Origin of the sequence: Marinifilum sp. D714, assembly GCF_030851345.1 — a bacterium.
Classification (GTDB): Bacteria; Bacteroidota; Bacteroidia; order Bacteroidales; family Marinifilaceae; genus Marinifilum.
The window spans coordinates 82,992-100,739 of sequence record NZ_JALPNU010000006.1 but is presented as its reverse complement, the minus strand read 5'-3'; the positions used below and the strand labels follow the sequence as shown (position 1 = coordinate 100,739).

The following is a 17,748-nucleotide window of genomic DNA, read 5'->3' as shown; positions in this document are numbered from 1 at the left end:
AAACTGTCGGTGTGGTTGCACTCCTGTAACCATACCGATAAACTTTAACCTTTTAAGCCTAAACCTATGTCTGTAAGAAGTGAATATTTAATGTCGTTGGCAGGGGTTGATCTTGAAGACAAAAGCCAAGATGAATTACGAGCGCTATACTATCAGTATTTGAATAGAGGAATGCATGGGATCTGTTTTAGTCCTTACGAGGAAGGACAGGAACCGGGAAACCAGATCAGCGAGGAACAGATTCGCAGAAGAATGGAAATTGTGAGTCCCCACACCAAGTGGATCAGGTCTTTTTCATGTACTGAAGGAAATGAATTGATTCCTAAAGTCGCCAGAGAATTTGGTCTGAAAACCATGGTAGGAGCATGGTTGGGGAAATATCAAAGCATTAACGAAAACGAAATTGAAGGTGTTATAGAAGTTGCAAAAGCTGGTTATGCGGATATCGTAGCGGTTGGTAACGAAGTTTTGTATCGCGAAGATTTAAACGAAGAGGAGCTTCTGAAATATATCTATCGTGTAAAGAAAGAACTTCCTGGTGTTCCAGTGGCTTATGTGGATGCATACTATGAGTTTGCAAACCGACCTAAGGTTACCGAAGCTTGTGATGTGATTCTTGCAAACTGTTACCCTTTTTGGGAAGGTTGTAGTCTCGAAAACTCATACCTGTACATGAAAGACATGTACAACCGTGCATTACGAGCAGGTTCAGGTAAAAAAGTGATCATTTCTGAGACAGGTTGGCCAAATGTAGGAGAGCCATTCCATGGTGCAGAACCTTCTCAGGAAAATGCGATGAAGTACTTTATACAATCACAAAACTGGTCAAAAGAAGAAGATATCGAGATATTCTACTTCTCGTCATTCGACGAAGAATGGAAAACATCAGACGAAGGTGATGTGGGGGCCTATTGGGGAATTTGGGATAAGGATGAGAAGTTGAAATTTTAATTCGTGTACGCGCGAAGAAGGCTAAGTAAATAGTAAATGAAGAAGATTACTGAACAACTGAATATAAAATTTGACAAGGCAATTTGTTACTCAGGATTTAGAGAGGGACAGAGTCCGGAAGCGGGGAGTTTTCCTACTTATGAGCAGGTTAAGGAAGACCTGTTAATCCTGCAAGGACATTGGAAATATTTAAGACTATATGCCTGTGATGAACAAACCGATACTGTGCTTGAGGTGATTCGAAATGAGAAGCTTGATTTTCAAGTGATGCTTGGCGCATATATTGGAGCTGAAATGAACAATTTTGCCTGTCCGTGGGGAGGAGTTTACTCCGAAGGACAACTAATTGCCAACAAGGAGCACAATATCAATCAGATTGAGAAATTAATAAAGCTCGCAAATCAATATTCTGACATTGTTTTTGCTCTTTCTGCAGGTAATGAAGCAACAGTAAGTTGGACAGATCACTATGTTCCGGTTGAAAGTGTTATCCGTTATGTGAAAATTATTAAGAAAGGTGCCAAGCAGCCTGTTACATTCTGCGAAAATTATGTGCCATGGCTCGATCATATTAAGGATTTAGTGGAAGCTGTAGATTTTATTTCCATTCATACTTACCCGGTTTGGGAGTACAAGAATATTCATGAGGCCCTGGAGTACACCAAACAAAACTATTACAGCATTGCAGAAAAATATCCTCACAAACCTGTTGTGATTACAGAGGCGGGTTGGGCAACGAATTCAAATGGACGTGGAATTGACCCGGAAAATGTAAGTGAAGATTTACAAGCCATATACTACCAGGATTTAATGCAATGGACAGAAGAAGAAGAGATACTCTGCTTTTATTTTGAAGCCTTTGATGAATCCTGGAAAGGATCGCCGGAACCAATGGAGCCCGAGAAACACTGGGGATTATTCACACTGGATAGGGAACCAAAGAAAGTGATGGAAAATCAATTTACTGAACTCATGCAAGCTTAAAACCTAAACATATGAAAAACTCAACAATAAAAAATATTTCAATACTGATATGTATTACGATTGGATTGTTCTCTTGTAAGAATGCTGCAAAAAAATCGGATACAAGCATTCAGGAAGAACAAAAGCAGAATATGGAAATCAAACAAGAAACAGCGGATCTTTTAGCCGGAACATCATGGGCTGTAGCCTACTCAGGATTTCGAAGTGGACAACATCCTGACAGGGGTAATGGAGCTGTTAATCCCAGCGATGCTGAAGTACTGGAAGATTTACAAATCATTTCGAAAGATTCATTGTTCAACTTGATCAGGTTGTATGATTGCGGCGAAAATTCTCAGACAGTGCTAAGAATTATTGAAGTAAACAAATTGAATATAAGGGTAATGTTGGGTGTTTGGTTAAAGGCAGAATTAAGCGCACATGAAACCTGTTTGTGGCTTAATGAGCCAATCCCTCAGGAAGTGTTGGATAAAAATATGATACTGAACCAGGAAGAAATTCAACGAGGAATTGCTCTAGCCAATAAATATCCGGAAACAATAATTGCCCTGAATGTGGGTAATGAGGCATTGGTTGAATGGAACGATCATAAAGTTGATACCGACTCTATTATTTCCTATGTGAAAAGAGTGCAGAAAGAGATTCAGCAGCCAGTAACTGTTGCCGATAACTACGAATGGTGGATAAAAAGTGGACAGAAACTGGCTAAGGCAGTAGACTTCGTTTCAATTCATGTATACCCAGTTTGGGAAGGAAAGGACATTGACGAAGGAATGTTATATACCATACAAAATGTACAGGATGTTAGAAATGTTTTACCGAATAGTAAGCTTGTGATTACCGAAGCAGGATGGGCAAGCATTGCATCTGAGTTTGGTGAAAGGGCCAGTGAGGAGAAACAGGAACGCTACTACAATGAACTGAAGGAGTGGTCGAAGGAAATGAATATTACCACTTTCTTTTTTGAAGCTTTTGATGAGGATTGGAAAGGTGAAACAGATAATCCGCTAGGAGCTGAAAAGCACTGGGGATTGTTCACGGTTGACAGAAAACCAAAAAAAGTAATGCAGGCACTGTACCCGGAACTATAAAGAATAAAATCTAATTACGAATCACTCACAATTAAAATATTAAGCAATATGGCACCCTATAAAACAGCGGCAGAAGACAAAGTTCCTTTTGGACAGAAAGCAGCTTATGGAGCAGGACAGTTGACTATTAATCTTTATCCAGCGGCCTTAGGCGTTTTTATGTTCTACCTGATTTATGGGTTTAAAATGGATCCTGTTTTAGCTGGTTTATTGTCTGCCTTGCCAAAATTTTTTGACGCATTAATTGACCCAATTATGGGTTATATTTCAGACAATACTCGGACTCGTTGGGGAAGAAGAAAACCATACGTTCTATTGGGAAGTATCATTTCTGGGATCGCTTTTATGGTACTGTGGCAATTGCACCCTGAGAATTCAGAAATCTATAATTTCTTTTACTTTTTAATCCTGTCGATTATTTTCTTCATTGCCTTTACGATTTATTCCACGCCATTCATAGGTTTGGGATATGAAATGACACCCGATTACAATGAGCGGACCAGGTTAATGGCGGTTGGGCAGTTTTTTGGTCAGATGGCCTGGATGATTGCTCCATGGTTCTGGATCATGATTGGAAACTCAGATCTGTTTTTCGAGGAATCGACAACGGGAGTTAGAGTTCTATCTGTATGGGTTGGAGGTGCAAGCATCATATTGGGTGCCTTGCCAGCGCTGTTTTGTAAGGAACTTAAATTGCCGAATTTGGAAGGTGAATCCAAATTAAGCATTCGGAAACTTGCTTCAAATCTAAAAGAATTTTGGACAGCAATTGTACAAACTTTAACCTGTAAGCCATTTGTGAAGTTGTGTGGTGCCACTTTTTTAATATTTAATGGTTTTCAGACGATTGCACAGTTTTCTTATTTTATTATCCTTTATTATTTGTTTGATGGTAGCATCAATGCTGCTGGTTCCTGGCCGCCATGGTTCAGTACTGTCAACGCTGCATGTACTGCATTTCTAATTATTCCAATTGTAACTCGTATTTCAACCAAAGTGGGCAAGAGAAAGGCCTTTATCATTTCCACTTTACTCTCTATTGTGGGATATGTATTAAAGTGGTGGGGATTTAACCCGGCCAATCCATGGCTGATGTTTATTCCTTTGCCATTGATTTCTTTCGGTATTGGAGGTTTGTTTACCTTAATGATGTCGATGACTGCGGATGTATGTGATTTGGATGAATTGAATAATGGAACACGCCGTGAAGGAATGTTTGGAGCCGTTTATTGGCTGATGGTGAAGTTGGGTAATGCCCTTGCGTTTTTAGTTAGTGGTGTAGTTTTAAAAATGGTTGGTTTTGATCAAAATGCTGAAATTCAAACCGCAGAATCATTGATAGATCTTAGGTTGGCAGATATTATTATTCCGATATTTTTTGCTCTCATTGCCATATGGATGATGATGAAATATAGTATTTCGGAAGAGCGAGCACTCGAAATTCGAAAGGCTCTAATTGCACGAAGAGGAAAGGTAAAACACTAAATAAAAACTTTAGAATCAATCATGAAACTGAATTATATATTAGGAATTTTTATAAGCATTACAGTTATGGCTTGTAATACAAAAGATAAGAGTTTGCTTGTTGAAATTTATGAAACATCAGCGGCAGGAAATAAGCTTCAAAAAGTAGATGTATCCGAAAACAGTATGGCTGATGTGGAAATTAAAATTAATCCTGATGAAAAATTCCAGGAAATCATTGGTTTCGGAGGTTCGTTTACCGAATCAACAGCCTACCTAATGAATAAAATTGGGGAAGAAAACCGAAAGCTGATTTTAGAAGCCTATTTTGGTGAAAATGGAGCAAGATATTCATTAACCAGAACCCACATTAACTCTTGTGATTTTTCGCTGAGCAATTATTCTTATGCTCCGATTGAAGGAGACAAGGAGCTAAAGCATTTTTCTATCGACGAAGATCGTGACGATATCATTCCAATGATAAAAGAGGCCATGGCAGTTTCTAAGGATGGTTTTAAAATTATATCATCACCTTGGACAGCTCCTGTTTGGATGAAAGACAATAAGGATTGGAAAGGTGGAAAGCTATTGCCTGAATATTACGATACTTGGGCATTGTTCTTCTCGAAATACATTAATGAGTACAAGAAAGAAGGCATCGATATCTGGGGGCTAACTGTTGAGAATGAGCCATTGGGTAATGGTTACAACTGGGAAAGTATGCACTATACACCTGAGGAAATGGTTGACTTTGTTAACAATCATTTAGGGCCAAAATTGAAGGCAGATGGTCATGATGTAAAGGTGTTGGGTTACGATCAAAATCGTGATGAGTTAAAGGAGTGGGCTGATGTGATGTATAAAGATGAAGAATCTTCTAGGTACTTTGATGGTATGGCGATTCACTGGTATGCCAGTACTTATGACTATATGCCTGATGTTTTACAATACACACATAAAAAAGCACCTAATAAATTGATGATTCAGTCGGAGGCATGTGTTGATGCTGAAGTACCGCACTGGAATGATGATGCCTGGTACTGGAAAAAAGAAGCCACCGATTGGGGATTTGATTGGGCGCCAGAAGAGCAAAAGCATCTTCACCCAAAATATGTTCCTGTGTATCGCTATGCGCGTGATATTATTGGTTGTTTAAACAATTGGGTGCAAGGATGGGTTGATTGGAATATGGTTTTAGATACTCAAGGAGGACCTAATTGGGCAAATAATTGGTGTTTGGCTCCTGTTATTGTTGATCCTAAGAAAGATGAGGTATACTTTACTCCAATGTATTATACTTTGACACATTTTAGCAAGTACATTCGTCCTGGCGCTATGCGAATTGGTTTTGAATCGAATAATGATGATTTAATGGTAACTGCGGCTCAAAACCCTGATGGTTCAATTGCTGTTGTGGTATTAAATATGAAAGAGGAAGCCAAGCAGTTAAAGTTGACAATGGCAGGAAAGGAAAGCGCTTTTAAAATTGACGCCCAAGCCGTACAAACAATTGTCATTCATCAGGATAAATAAACAGAAATCATGCCTACTATGAATAAATTTCTCTGTATAGCCTTTTTAATGATTTGTTTTGCGTGCAATCAAAAGGAAAATCTTGTTTCAATATCAGGTAGAAATTTTGTGCTTAATGATTCTGTCTATCTCATTAAAGGAATTTGTTATCATCCTGTTCCAAAAGGAAGTAAACAAAGAAGCTTTGAAAGACTTGAACAAGATTTGGCCTTGATGAATGAGGCAGGAATAAATACCATCAGAATGTATTCACCTGTTGATGATCAAGCAGTATTGGATCAAATCCATAAGGCAGGAATAAAAATCATAGTAGGCTTTGGTTACAATCAAAATGGACATTTTGATATTCTCTCAGGGAGTTTTGCCAATTACATTAACAAGTATAAATCACACCCAGTTATTCTTTTTTGGGAATTGGGGAATGAATACAATTACCATCCCGAGTGGTTTGATGGTGATATGAAAAACTGGTATGCTGCATTGAACCAGGCAGCACAAAAAGTTCATGAAATTGATAAGCATCATCCTGTTGCTACGGCTCATGGAGAATTACCCGATTCCCTTGCACTGTCCATTTGTACTGATATTGATATTTGGGGTATGAATGTGTACCGCTGGGATGATCCGACAGGCATTTTCAGAGAATGGAAAAGCATTTGCAAAAAGCCAATGTACTTGTCCGAAGCAGGAGCTGATAGTTACATGACCATTTCGAAGAGTGGCTATGAACAAGGAGAGAGCCCAAAAGCCCAGGCCGATGCCATCAGGAAGATTTTAAAGTCGACTTTCGGGAGTCAGGAGGTATGTTCAGGAGTTGCTTTATTTGCCTTTGTAGATGAATTCTGGAAAGCAGGAAATCCGGATACACAAGATCCGGGAGGTTGGGCACCAAACAGCAGTGGTGTTCCATACGATGGAGCTCCCAATGAAGAGTACTGGGGCATTGTAGATATCGAAAGAAACAAGAAGGAGGCTTTTTATATTGTGAAAGAGCAATACAAATAAACAAAAGGACAAAGTTAACGCGACATGAAGTGTTATTTTGCGTTTTATGTCTTGTGTTCAAATTTAACTCTGATAAAAATTATTAACAGCGATGAACAAAGCAGATTCAAAATTATCAATAAAAGAGAAGATCGGATACAGTCTGGGAGATACTGCCTCACATTTTGTATGGGATATGGTTGGTTTCTGGATTCTGATTTTCTATACTGATACATTTGGTATCTCGGCTGCAGCGGCAGGGACCATCATGTTAATTGCTCGATTGTGGGATATGATTAGCGATCCGGTAATGGGAATTATTGCAGACAGAACAAAAACCAAGTGGGGAAAATTTAGGCCTTATATTTTATGGATGGCTGTACCATATAGTGTTTTGGCTGTTTTGACCTTTACAACCCCAAATTTGGGGCCGACAGGCAAGGTAATTTATGCAGGAACAACATATTTTCTCTTGATGACAGTCTTCACGGCAATCAATTTGCCATATTCATCTTTAGGTGCTGTAATGACTTCCGATTCTTATGAGCGTGCAGGTTTGAATTCTTATCGTTTCATTTTCGCATTCATAGGACAATTTATCGTTTCAGGTACAGCATTATCCCTTGCATTATATTTTGGAGGCGGCGATACTGCAAAAGGATACCAATATACATTAATGCTGTTTGGAGGTATTAGTTTGATCTTGTTTCTAATCACGTTTAAAACTACTAAAGAAAGAGTTCAACCACCTAAAGAACAGAAGGAAAACCTAAGAGAGGATATTCGTAACCTATTTAAAAATAAGTCATGGGTTATTCTGTTTTTTGTTGGCATAATCTCCTTTATCATGTTTGCCATGCAGAATTTATCCATTGCATATTATTTCAAGTATTATATTGGGAATGAAGAAAATGTCCAGTTATTCAATGTGATTGGAACGGTGGCACTTATTGTAGCCATACCGTTTTCGAAACCATTGGCTCAAAAATTTGGAAAGAGAAATGTGTTCTTGGCTAGTTCATTACTGTCTGGATTTTTCTTCATTTGCCTTTATATCCCTTCTGCTGATAATCTGTTTCTGATTTATACTTTTAATATTCTTGCCAAAATCGCTTATGCACCAGCGATTCCTTTACTTTGGACCATGTTGGCCGATACAGCAGATTATTCAGAATGGAAATCGGGAAGAAGAGCTACAGGTTTGGTCTTTTCTGCTGCTACCTTTGCACAAAAAGCAGGTTGGGGTGTTGGAGGTGCTTTGGCGGGTTGGTTGCTTGCGGTGTTTCAGTTTACCCCAAATGCAGAGCAGACAGAAACAGCCATTACAGGAATTAAATTGATGATCTCAGTATTCCCTGGCATTCTGTACATGTCGTGCGCAATATTATTGTATTACTACACTATCGACCATGAAACTTGCGAACGAATGAAAAAGGCTTTGGATGCAAGAAGATTAAATGGGTAGAATTTGCTGTTTTTGAATTGTTTAAGGCTTTCCTATGGAAAGCCTTTTGTTTTAGGTACGAATCGAAGGTTTATTTGTAATGATAAAAGATTCTATAGAACACAAAAAGATTTGTTTTTTTTGTTTGATGAGTTTTATTATTTCACATTTTCTCTAAAGTTTAATTAAGTATCAGTAAATAAGATGTAAAGACGTAATTAATATAGGGAGTGTAAACTTTATGAGAGATCATATTTTTGGAATTCTATAAATTATTCCTAGATTTGTCGTGTAGAAACAAATGGATAAGAGGTGATTATTCTAATTGCCTTAAGCGGAATTTTGCAAATGTACTGTAGTTGGATCAATAAAGTTATAAAACCTATTGTTGTTCAAATATGGTAAGCTTCACGGTGTTATCTTAAAAAATGCCTCGCAATAAATAAAATCGATATCGTTTTATAGTCAGCAGAAATATAAGGATTGTATCGCTTAGATGAGTTCAGGTTATTCTGTTGTGTAGAAAATATTCTAAGTTTTACCAAGAGAATTTTAGATTGACGAGGAGGATGTTGTTGCTATGTGCAAATGATGTTGATTCTGGGATATGCTGTGTTGAGAAGATCAAATGCGCTAAGGTCTAATGATGAACTAAAAAAATAAAATTAATTATTATGAATTGTAAACGGTGTTTAACAGCTTTTCGAAAAGCAGTATTATTAATCATTACATTAATCTCAGTGTGTTCGTTAAATGGCTATGCTCAAGACAAAAAGGAGGACTATTTAAAAGTAGGAGGTGCCTTACGTTATAATATCTACGATAAAAGTTGGACGCAAGATAAATCAGAACCAAAATTTGCCTGGGATACCTGGCGATTAAATGTAGATGCCCGAACCTCAGGTGTCGATTTAAGTTTTGAGTATCGATTCTATCCTGGAGATGATGCCCACTTTATTCATCATGGATATTTGGGTTACGCTTTAAACGATGACCTATACATGAAATTGGGAGTTACGCAAGTGCCATTTGGTATTACTAAATATGCTTCACATTCCTGGTGGTTTCAGATACCATACTATGTAGGCTTAGAAGATGATTATGATGCCGGAATTAAGTTTGATTTTACGGGCATTAAGAATTTGACCTTGAATATAGGGTATTTCCGCCAGGCAGAACCCAATGGAAGTCCTGATTATTCAGCTCGATATTCCTATGATATCACGCCATCAGAAGAGGCATCTGTTAAAGAGCTTAATCAATTTAATATTCGAGCGACTTATCAATTGACTAAGGATATAGAAGTGGGGGTGTCTGGACAATTTGGACAAAATTACAACTCTGTTTTAGAAGAGTCAGAAAGTTCTACAGCCTTTGCAGGACATATTTTAGCAAATTTTGGAAAATTCAATTTTAAAGGAGAATATATTAGCTATGATTATGGCGTAAAAGATAATGAGGGCAATTCTCTGGATAAGGTGCAAATGGGGGCGTATGGATATAACTACTATGTAGCCTCTGAGGCAGATATATATGTAGCAGGTTTGGCTTATTCTATGGATGTGGATTGTGGTCCCATAACAAATATTCAGGCCTATGTTGACTATTCAATTATAGATAAGAGAAAAACAGGTTTTAAAAGCTCTCAGCACCTGATACCTGGTTTTCTGATTACTGCCGGTAGTATATACACTTATGTAGATTGGGCTTTTGGTAAGAATAATGCATGGTTGGGTTCATGGACTAATGGATTGGCAGAGGGTACACCTGATGCGGATTGGGAAAGTCGTTTCAACATTAATATTGGTTATTACTTTTAAGCAAATCACTATGACAAAAATAAAAATTAAAGTTAGAGATCTTTACCTGATTTTCGGCGCTCGAAAGAAAGAGGCACTACGATTGGTAAAGAAAGGGATGGGAAAGAATGAAGTTCTGAAAAAGACCAATTGCACTACAGCAGTAAATTGTGCCAACTTCGATATTAACGAGGGTGAAATTTTTGTAGTGATGGGACTTTCCGGTAGTGGGAAGTCCAGTCTGATTCGCTGTCTGAACCGATTGAATCAACCCACATCGGGCGAGATACTAATCAAAGGCAAGGATGTGGTAACCATGGACAAGTCACAGCTGACCGATTTGCGACGTAAAGAGTTGGCAATGGTGTTTCAAAATTTTGGATTGTTGCCTCACCGTACCGTTGTTTCCAACACAGCTTTTGGACTCGAAATTCATGGGGTTGAAAAAGAGGCCCGCGAAAAGAAAGCTATGGAAACACTGGCCACTGTAGGTCTTCAGGGCTATGAACACAAAATGACTTCTGAGTTGAGTGGGGGAATGCAACAACGCGTTGGACTTGCTCGTGCCTTGACTACCGATCCGGAAGTCTTGCTGATGGATGAGGCTTTTAGCGCATTGGATCCCTTAATTCGAAGTAATATGCAGGACGAACTATTGGACTTACAGAAAAAGCTAAAGAAAACCATTGTATTTATTACCCATGATCTGGATGAGGCTCTTAAATTAGGCGATCGAATCGCCATTATGAAAGATGGTGAAATTGTGCAAGTAGGCACTCCCGAAGATATTTTGGTTGACCCGGCAGACGACTATGTGAAGGCATTTGTTGAAAATGTCGATCGAAGTGCAATTGTATCTGCTGGCTCCATCATGTTTAGTGGAAAGGAAACAGGAAAACTGACGATTGAAAAGGACGGACCTGCCCTGGCTTTGCGACGCATGCGCGAAAGAGGTGTAGACCGTTTACCGGTAGTTGACAAGTCTAATGTCTTCTTGGGTTGGGTGAAGGCCCGACAGGTGGCTGAGCTCAAGCGCAAGAATATAAGAAGCTTGGAAGAGATCCTGATTTCAGATGTACCGCTGGTAGATCCGGAAACCTCAGCAGCAGATCTGCTGCCTTTGTTTATCGATCATACCTTACCACTAACTGTGGTAAACAACGAAAAGGAGTTACTCGGTATTATCGTCCACTCTTCTGTTATTGCTGAGGTTATTGGTAAGGAAAGGGAGGAAATAATTCAAATAAAAGAAGAAGGAGGAACTTACGATGGAGAAAATTAATATTGGAAAATACGTTGAAGAAGCAATCGAGTGGTTGTCTGTAAAAGGAGCACCTGTTTTCGATGCTATTACCACGGGGGTGGAATCCTTAGTGGATGGATTTCAGAACGCTTTATTGGCACCACACCCTTTTATTATTATCCTCTTGCTGGCCATTCTGGGGTACTACCTGAATGCTGGCAGGGTCAATTTTTTCAAAAAGGTAGGATGGAAAAATGCAGGTGGAATATTTGTTTTTACCATTATCGGCTTGCTCTTGTTATGGGGTATGGACTTTTGGGAGGAAACCATGCAAACCCTTGCTCTAGTGATTGCTTCTACCATTATTGCTCTGCTTATTGGTATCCCTCTAGGGGTTTGGTCAGCTAGGAGCAGTCGAGTAGAGCGGATAATTCGTCCCATTCTTGACTTTATGCAAACCATGCCAGCTTTTGTATATCTGATTCCTGCTATTCTTTTCTTTTCGGTGGGGAATGTTCCAGGTGTGCTTGCTACTGTAGTGTTTGCGCTTCCTCCAGGGGTTAGATTGACTAGTTTGGGAATACGGAGTGTCCCTAGCGAAGTTGTGGAAGCGGCCTACTCTTTTGGTAGCACCCCTCGACAGGTGCTTTATAAAGTTCAGCTTCCTTTGGCGAAGCCCTCTATTTTGGCTGGAGTTAACCAGGTGATTATGCTTTCGCTTTCCATGGTTGTGATCGCTTCTATGGTAGGAGCTGCCGGTTTGGGAGAAAAGGTATACACTGGAATTCTAAAAGCCGATATTGGCTTGGGGTTTGAAGCTGGTTTAGGCATTGTGATTCTAGCTATTATTCTCGATCGAATTTCTCAAGCCTTGGGCGGAACACCGAAAAATAAGAAATAAAGAATTCATAAATTGAAAATTAGAATAATGATGAAAAATCTCAAGAAAGTATTAAAACTATTACCGATTGTATTGCTAGGACTGATTTTGGTTCAGGGATGTAATCCGAACAAGAAGAAGAGCGATAAAAAAGAGGTATTGATTCTGTATCCAAATTGGGCGGAAGGAATTGCCTATACCCATTTGGCAAAAGTTGCCCTTGATGATATGGGTTATGCTCCTGAAGTGAAACCAATCGAGCCGGGGCCCATTTATGCTTCTTTAGCAAAAGGAGATGCAGATCTTTTTCTGGATGCCTGGTTACCAAACACCCATAAGGATTATTGGAAAAAGTATGGTTCGAAACTTGACAAGCTAGGAGAATCTTTCAGTGGAGGAACGACAGGTATTGTTGTACCGTCCTATGTAGAAATCAATTCCATTGAAGAATTAGAAGCACACAAGGAGCAGTTTGAAGGTAAAATTATTGGGATTGGTAGTGGAGCTGGTATTCATGCTAACACCGAGAAGGCCATTGAAGCTTATGGATTGGATTTCAATCAGATCACCTCTTCGGGTCCGGCAATGTTGGCCAGCCTTAAAAAGGGAATTCAAAGAAACAAATGGGTAGCCATTACTGGCTGGAAACCTCATTTTATGTGGGCACAGTATGATATTAAATACCTTGAAGATCCAAAGGGTATTTTCCCAAAAGATGTTTGCGCAATTCTGGCTCGTAAGGGGTTCGCCAAGGATTTTCCTGAATTGGCAGAATTTTTCGGCAACTTCAATATGACCGAAGATCAACTCTATAGCCTTATGGCTTTGATCGAAAAAGCTGACAACCCTGAAGCTGCAGCCAAAGAGTGGTATCAAAAGAACAAGGCCTTGGTTCGAAGCTGGATGCCTAAGAAATAGTACTTTTATTTTGTATTCATTTTAAAAGAAGAACAACAAGGAGAAATCTCTTGTTGTTCTTCTTCCATCTTTGAGCTCTCTATAATGAATCTGGAGTCTTTGTTTCTTTTAGTCTTATCATTGGAAATGATACAGCGATCAGTCTATAACTCCCAAGTTGTAAAAAAAACTTAGGTAAAAACCATTGATCGTCTATCGTTACAGAAATCCTGTAGTTGTTTTTAGAACGGCCTCTATATTTTACAATGTTTTAAATTCTAAAAGAAAATAATTTGTGTATCTTGAGATTGATTAATCAATATATTTTAAATAATTAGATTTTTGGATCTATTTTAAATGCTCCATATAACGGTTTTTTAATACAAATACAATATTTCCATTGACATCATACAATCCATAACGTTTATATATGAACCATACCATTTATAGTATCATAACGGGCACGGGAAGTTATATCCCATCACAGTGTGTTAAGAACAAGGACTTTCTCGATTGCGATTTTTATGAAGGAAAGGGAGATAAAATCGATAAATCGAATCATGAAATAATTGAAAAGTTTCAGGAGATTACAACGATAAAGGAAAGGCGTCATGTGCCGGATAATGTTCTTACTTCTGATATCGCTTATGAAGCCGCTTTAAAGGCCCTGGGCTCGGCAAACATTGATGGAGAGGAGTTGGATTATATCATTGTCGCTCATAATTTTGGAGATGTTAAAAGTGATAGCAACGCTTTGGATATTGTTCCTAGTCTAGCTGCAAGAGTAAAGCACAAATTGGGTATCAAGAACCCTAATACAATTGCTTACGATTTGACTTTTGGTTGTCCAGGATGGATTCAAGCAGTTATTCAAGCCGATTATTATATAAAATCGGGAGATGCACAAAGGGCTCTGGTTATTGGAGCGGATGTATTGTCCCGAGTTTCTGATCCTCACGACCGTGACAGTATGTTGTATGCTGATGGTGCTGGAGCCATTGTATTAGAAGGTAAAAGCAGTGAATGTCCAGTAGGAATCCTTGCACACAAAATGCGTTCAGACACTTTGGTTTACTCTAAAATGTTGTATATGGGCAGCTCATCCAATCCTCATGTCAAAAACGCAAGCAATCATTTCCTGAAAATGAATGGCCGAAAATTGTACCAGTATGCACTCGAACATGTGCCGCAAGCCATTCGAGACTGCCTGGAAAAGAGCAATACTCACTTGAGTGAAATTTCCAAAGTCTTAATTCATCAAGCCAACGGAAAAATGGATGAAGCGATATTGAAAAGACTATATCGTTTATACAAAATAAACAATATCCCACAGGGAGTCATGCCAATGACCATTGATTGGTTGGGGAATTCATCAGTAGCAACCATCCCTACATTATACGATCTAATCTTAAAAGGGAAATTGGGAACTTGTGCTATAAATGAAGGGGAAAATCTTGTTTTTGCATCTGTAGGTGCTGGAATGAATATTAATGCTTTTGTATACAAGGTGCAATAATTTTAAAATTTATTGCTAAGCATAGCTAGTGCAAACATTTACAATCTCGTTTATATTATAACAGAGCCTTTGGCAGTAGTTATCTTAAAGAATATGTTTTTATCCTAAAGCATTGTATGCTGAATTTTAAAATGAAGTATGAAAGAAAATAGAGATCTAAATTTAGCGGTGTTAATTGATGCCGATAATATTCCTTATTCTGGTATCAAGGGAATGCTTGATGAGATAACTAAATTTGGTGTTCCATCAATAAAAAGGATATATGGAGATTGGACAAAACCAACTGTTTCAGGTTGGAAGCCAGCTTTGCTTGAACACGCTATAACACCAATACAACAATACAGTTACACATCTGGAAAAAATGCTACAGATTCAGCGATGATAATTGATGCTATGGATATTTTGTATTCTGGCAAAGTAGGTGGATTTTGCATCGTGTCTAGTGATAGTGATTTCACCAGATTAGCAACTCGCTTAAGAGAGGCCGGAATGTTAGTAATTGGTATTGGAGAAAAAAAGACACCTAACCCATTTATTGTAGCTTGTGATAAATTTATTTACATAGAGATATTAAAAACCAAGACTAAAGAGAAGGAAAGCGACGAAGATAAAGAAATAGAAAAAGAAGCATTTGATGCAATTACTGTAAAAGAGATAAAATTAATTGCTTCAACAATTACTGACTTATCTGATGATGATGGATGGGCATTTTTAGGAGATGTTGGTAGCTTGTTGCAGAAGAAACAACCAAATTTCGACCCTAGGAACTATGGATTTCAAAAGTTAACCCCATTAATCAAATCAACAGGTAAATTTATAATAGAGCAAAGAGATAGTCAGAAAAGAAAGAGCAAGTTGATCTTTGTGAGGAATAAATAAAAATACCTATTACAAAATAGACTAGAGGGGTTGAATTTTATATGCTTGCATGTGTATAATGGATGTTAAAATGATATGCAGGTACAATATGATATAAAAACATGAACGTTTAGATAAATAAAATAATATTTGATTTAAAACCTGCCGAACAATGAGAGGTAAATTCTCAAACAGTAAAACCTTTAAAACTTATTAAATAAAAGTTGCCGACATTTTGCATGCGAATTTATTTCTAAGCATATTTGTTCTATAGAAACATTTTAGTAACACAAATTATCATCACAATGTGTTTTAGTTCTCAATTGAACTTTTTGAGATAAATTAAATTGTTTGGGTTTGTCATACCCGAAAAGCTACCATTAGCATTAATTATGCTAATGGTAGCTTTTCTTTTTGTTAATCAGTAGGTCTTGATTTTAACCGGCTCGAAGCTTTATCCGTACTCTATTAATATCGTGCTAGGGCGTTTTTAAAGCTGTTTTGCTAATGAATAGATAAATCTTCATATCGTTATTTTGTAAGTAACGCAAATTTGTGTTTCTATTTTAGAAATAGACACGATAAAATTGCACACTAATATCGGATTTTGTGATAAAAAAATTAAATGTAAAAAATACAAGTGATTGATTTCATTTTGGTACATTGCAATACATATCGATTCTTCTTCAAACATACACACAGAGGTTTTTTCTCTTGAATTTTGATTGACCTGGAAATCAATACTCCCACTAAAAATATAGTCATAATGAGCATTAAGATCAAAGAAGTAAAAAGTAAAAGCCTTCGTAAAGCATTTGTCAATTTTCAATATCATCTTTATAAGGACAATAAATTTTGGATACCACCTATTAAATCTGGAGAATTGGAATTATTACTTCCTGAGATAAATCCTGCTTTTGATTTTTGCAAAGCAAAGTTTTGGCTGGCATATCAAAATGGGATGGTTGTCGGTAGAATTGGTGCTATTGTTAACGATTTGAGTATTGAAAAGCAGGGTGAAAAAATAGGCAGAATTACCCGAATGGAATTTACCGACCAATATGAAGTGTCGGAGAAACTTTTTTCGGTAGCTGAACAATGGCTAAAGCAAGAAGGAATGATAGGGGTAAGTGGTCCTTTGGGATTTTCGAATCTGGATCATGCAGGTTTATTGATTGAAGGTCATGATTGGCTTCCATCCATGGCTTCAGATTATCATTTTGATTATTACCAAAAACATTTTGAAAGACTTAATTATTCAAAAGAGATTGATTGGTTGGAGTTTAGGATAGAGCTTCCTAAGGAAACGCCTGAAAAAGCTGGAAGAGTAGCCAATTTAATCAGAAAAAGATATGGTTTGCAAATTGTTAATTTTACTACCAAAAAGGATCTTGAACCGTACAAAGAAAAGATATTTAAAGTTTTTAACGATGCTTTTTCCGATCTGTTTGGCACCTTTGTATTTCCGGATAAATTGATTCGATTTTATATTGCAAAGTACTTTCCTGTTCTTAATCCCAGATATGTAAAGATTATTTTAAACAAAGAGGATAAATTGGTGGGGTTTATCATAGCTTTGCCTTCCTTATCGAAAGCATTACAAAAAGCAAAAGGAAAACTTTTTCCTTTTGGTTGGTGGCATATTAGAAAAGCACTTAAACATCCTACCGAAATGGACTTGATGCTTACAGGCATCGATCACGATTGCCAAAAACTGGGTTTTGCTTCAATATTGATGCATGAATTATTAAAAACGTCAAATGAGGATGGACTTCGATTTGCCGAAACTACGGGAATGCTTGAAAATAATCATGTAGCCATTCAGTTATGGAAGTCATTTGATCACATTCAGCACAAACGTAAACGTTGCTATCGTAAAATGTTTTAAATATCCATTGAGTAGGGGAGTAAGGCTTTCACTCCTCGGGTCTCGGCAAAAATTCCGACAAGGCTTTCTTTCTAATTTTCGAGATTGCTTGTTCCGCTAGAACTCGAAATTAGGTTCACGCATCAAATCAATAGCTACTCAAGCAACAGGCATTTGTCAGGGGTTTCACCCTTACTTTTCTAAAATAATTTCAGGGTCTCACTCCAGCTGAGGCTC

General features: G+C 37.8%; 14 protein-coding genes. All 14 read left to right on the top strand.

The features are described 5' to 3' along the window. Window positions 1–66: 66 nt before the first annotated feature. A complete protein-coding gene (locus tag M0051_RS08280; protein ID WP_306741061.1) occupies window positions 67–951 on the top strand; it encodes a glycosyl hydrolase family 17 protein in 885 nt (294 codons plus the stop codon). 36 nt (window positions 952–987) lie between these two features. Beyond that, complete coding sequence (locus M0051_RS08275; protein ID WP_306741060.1) at window positions 988–1,935, top strand: hypothetical protein; 948 nt, start codon at window positions 988–990, stop codon at window positions 1,933–1,935. Between the two features lie 11 nt (window positions 1,936–1,946). Continuing rightward, entirely contained in the window at window positions 1,947–3,026 is a 1,080-nt protein-coding gene (locus tag M0051_RS08270) for a glycosyl hydrolase family 17 protein (protein ID WP_306741059.1), read from the top strand. Between the two features lie 48 nt (window positions 3,027–3,074). Then, a complete protein-coding gene (locus M0051_RS08265) occupies window positions 3,075–4,511 on the top strand; it encodes an MFS transporter (RefSeq protein WP_306741058.1) in 1,437 nt (478 codons plus the stop codon). Window positions 4,512–4,532: 21 nt separating this feature from the next. After that, on the top strand, window positions 4,533–6,023 hold the full coding sequence (locus tag M0051_RS08260; RefSeq protein WP_306741057.1) for a glycoside hydrolase family 30 protein: 1,491 nt from the start codon (window positions 4,533–4,535) through the stop codon (window positions 6,021–6,023). A gap of 18 nt (window positions 6,024–6,041) precedes the next feature. After that, window positions 6,042–7,028 carry a glycoside hydrolase family 2 TIM barrel-domain containing protein gene (locus tag M0051_RS08255; protein WP_306741056.1) on the top strand — a complete coding sequence of 329 codons (987 nt, stop codon included), beginning with the start codon at window positions 6,042–6,044 and terminating at the stop codon, window positions 7,026–7,028. A gap of 91 nt (window positions 7,029–7,119) precedes the next feature. Continuing rightward, complete coding sequence (locus M0051_RS08250) at window positions 7,120–8,472, top strand: MFS transporter (RefSeq protein ID WP_306741055.1); 1,353 nt, start codon at window positions 7,120–7,122, stop codon at window positions 8,470–8,472. Window positions 8,473–9,125: 653 nt separating this feature from the next. Then, on the top strand, window positions 9,126–10,271 hold the full coding sequence (locus tag M0051_RS08245; protein WP_306741054.1) for a hypothetical protein: 1,146 nt from the start codon (window positions 9,126–9,128) through the stop codon (window positions 10,269–10,271). Further along, the gene (locus tag M0051_RS08240; RefSeq protein ID WP_306741053.1) at window positions 10,222–11,532 is read left to right on the top strand and encodes a glycine betaine/L-proline ABC transporter ATP-binding protein; all 1,311 of its coding nucleotides are present in this window, start codon (window positions 10,222–10,224) and stop codon (window positions 11,530–11,532) included. Before M0051_RS08245 ends, M0051_RS08240 begins: the two co-directional genes overlap by 50 nt. Next, complete coding sequence (locus tag M0051_RS08235; protein ID WP_306741052.1) at window positions 11,519–12,394, top strand: proline/glycine betaine ABC transporter permease; 876 nt, start codon at window positions 11,519–11,521, stop codon at window positions 12,392–12,394. The genes M0051_RS08240 and M0051_RS08235 overlap by 14 nt, the downstream gene beginning before the upstream one ends. A 27-nt stretch (window positions 12,395–12,421) precedes the next feature. Further along, window positions 12,422–13,291 carry a glycine betaine ABC transporter substrate-binding protein gene (locus M0051_RS08230; RefSeq protein WP_306741051.1) on the top strand — a complete coding sequence of 290 codons (870 nt, stop codon included), beginning with the start codon at window positions 12,422–12,424 and terminating at the stop codon, window positions 13,289–13,291. Window positions 13,292–13,700: 409 nt separating this feature from the next. Next, the gene (locus M0051_RS08225; RefSeq protein ID WP_306741050.1) at window positions 13,701–14,786 is read left to right on the top strand and encodes a 3-oxoacyl-ACP synthase III family protein; all 1,086 of its coding nucleotides are present in this window, start codon (window positions 13,701–13,703) and stop codon (window positions 14,784–14,786) included. A 138-nt stretch (window positions 14,787–14,924) separates the two neighbouring features. After that, complete coding sequence (locus tag M0051_RS08220) at window positions 14,925–15,665, top strand: NYN domain-containing protein (protein WP_306741049.1); 741 nt, start codon at window positions 14,925–14,927, stop codon at window positions 15,663–15,665. 745 nt (window positions 15,666–16,410) lie between these two features. Continuing rightward, window positions 16,411–17,532 (top strand): hypothetical protein, encoded by a 1,122-nt coding sequence (locus M0051_RS08215; RefSeq protein WP_306741048.1) that lies wholly within the window; start codon window positions 16,411–16,413, stop codon window positions 17,530–17,532. The last annotated feature ends 216 nt before the right edge of the window (window positions 17,533–17,748 follow it).

What these genes read in the sequence shown, in the direction of transcription:
- M0051_RS08280 (WP_306741061.1), top strand. Translation starts at nt 67, where the DNA reads ATGTCTGTAAGAAGTGAATATTTAATGTCGTTGGCAGGGGTTGATCTT.
- M0051_RS08275 (WP_306741060.1), top strand. Translation starts at nt 988, where the DNA reads ATGAAGAAGATTACTGAACAACTGAATATAAAATTTGACAAGGCAATT.
- M0051_RS08270 (WP_306741059.1), top strand. Translation starts at nt 1,947, where the DNA reads ATGAAAAACTCAACAATAAAAAATATTTCAATACTGATATGTATTACG.
- M0051_RS08265 (WP_306741058.1), top strand. Translation starts at nt 3,075, where the DNA reads ATGGCACCCTATAAAACAGCGGCAGAAGACAAAGTTCCTTTTGGACAG.
- M0051_RS08260 (WP_306741057.1), top strand. Translation starts at nt 4,533, where the DNA reads ATGAAACTGAATTATATATTAGGAATTTTTATAAGCATTACAGTTATG.
- M0051_RS08255 (WP_306741056.1), top strand. Translation starts at nt 6,042, where the DNA reads ATGAATAAATTTCTCTGTATAGCCTTTTTAATGATTTGTTTTGCGTGC.
- M0051_RS08250 (WP_306741055.1), top strand. Translation starts at nt 7,120, where the DNA reads ATGAACAAAGCAGATTCAAAATTATCAATAAAAGAGAAGATCGGATAC.
- M0051_RS08245 (WP_306741054.1), top strand. Translation starts at nt 9,126, where the DNA reads ATGAATTGTAAACGGTGTTTAACAGCTTTTCGAAAAGCAGTATTATTA.
- M0051_RS08240 (WP_306741053.1), top strand. Translation starts at nt 10,222, where the DNA reads ATGCGGATTGGGAAAGTCGTTTCAACATTAATATTGGTTATTACTTTT.
- M0051_RS08235 (WP_306741052.1), top strand. Translation starts at nt 11,519, where the DNA reads ATGGAGAAAATTAATATTGGAAAATACGTTGAAGAAGCAATCGAGTGG.
- M0051_RS08230 (WP_306741051.1), top strand. Translation starts at nt 12,422, where the DNA reads ATGATGAAAAATCTCAAGAAAGTATTAAAACTATTACCGATTGTATTG.
- M0051_RS08225 (WP_306741050.1), top strand. Translation starts at nt 13,701, where the DNA reads ATGAACCATACCATTTATAGTATCATAACGGGCACGGGAAGTTATATC.
- M0051_RS08220 (WP_306741049.1), top strand. Translation starts at nt 14,925, where the DNA reads ATGAAAGAAAATAGAGATCTAAATTTAGCGGTGTTAATTGATGCCGAT.
- M0051_RS08215 (WP_306741048.1), top strand. Translation starts at nt 16,411, where the DNA reads ATGAGCATTAAGATCAAAGAAGTAAAAAGTAAAAGCCTTCGTAAAGCA.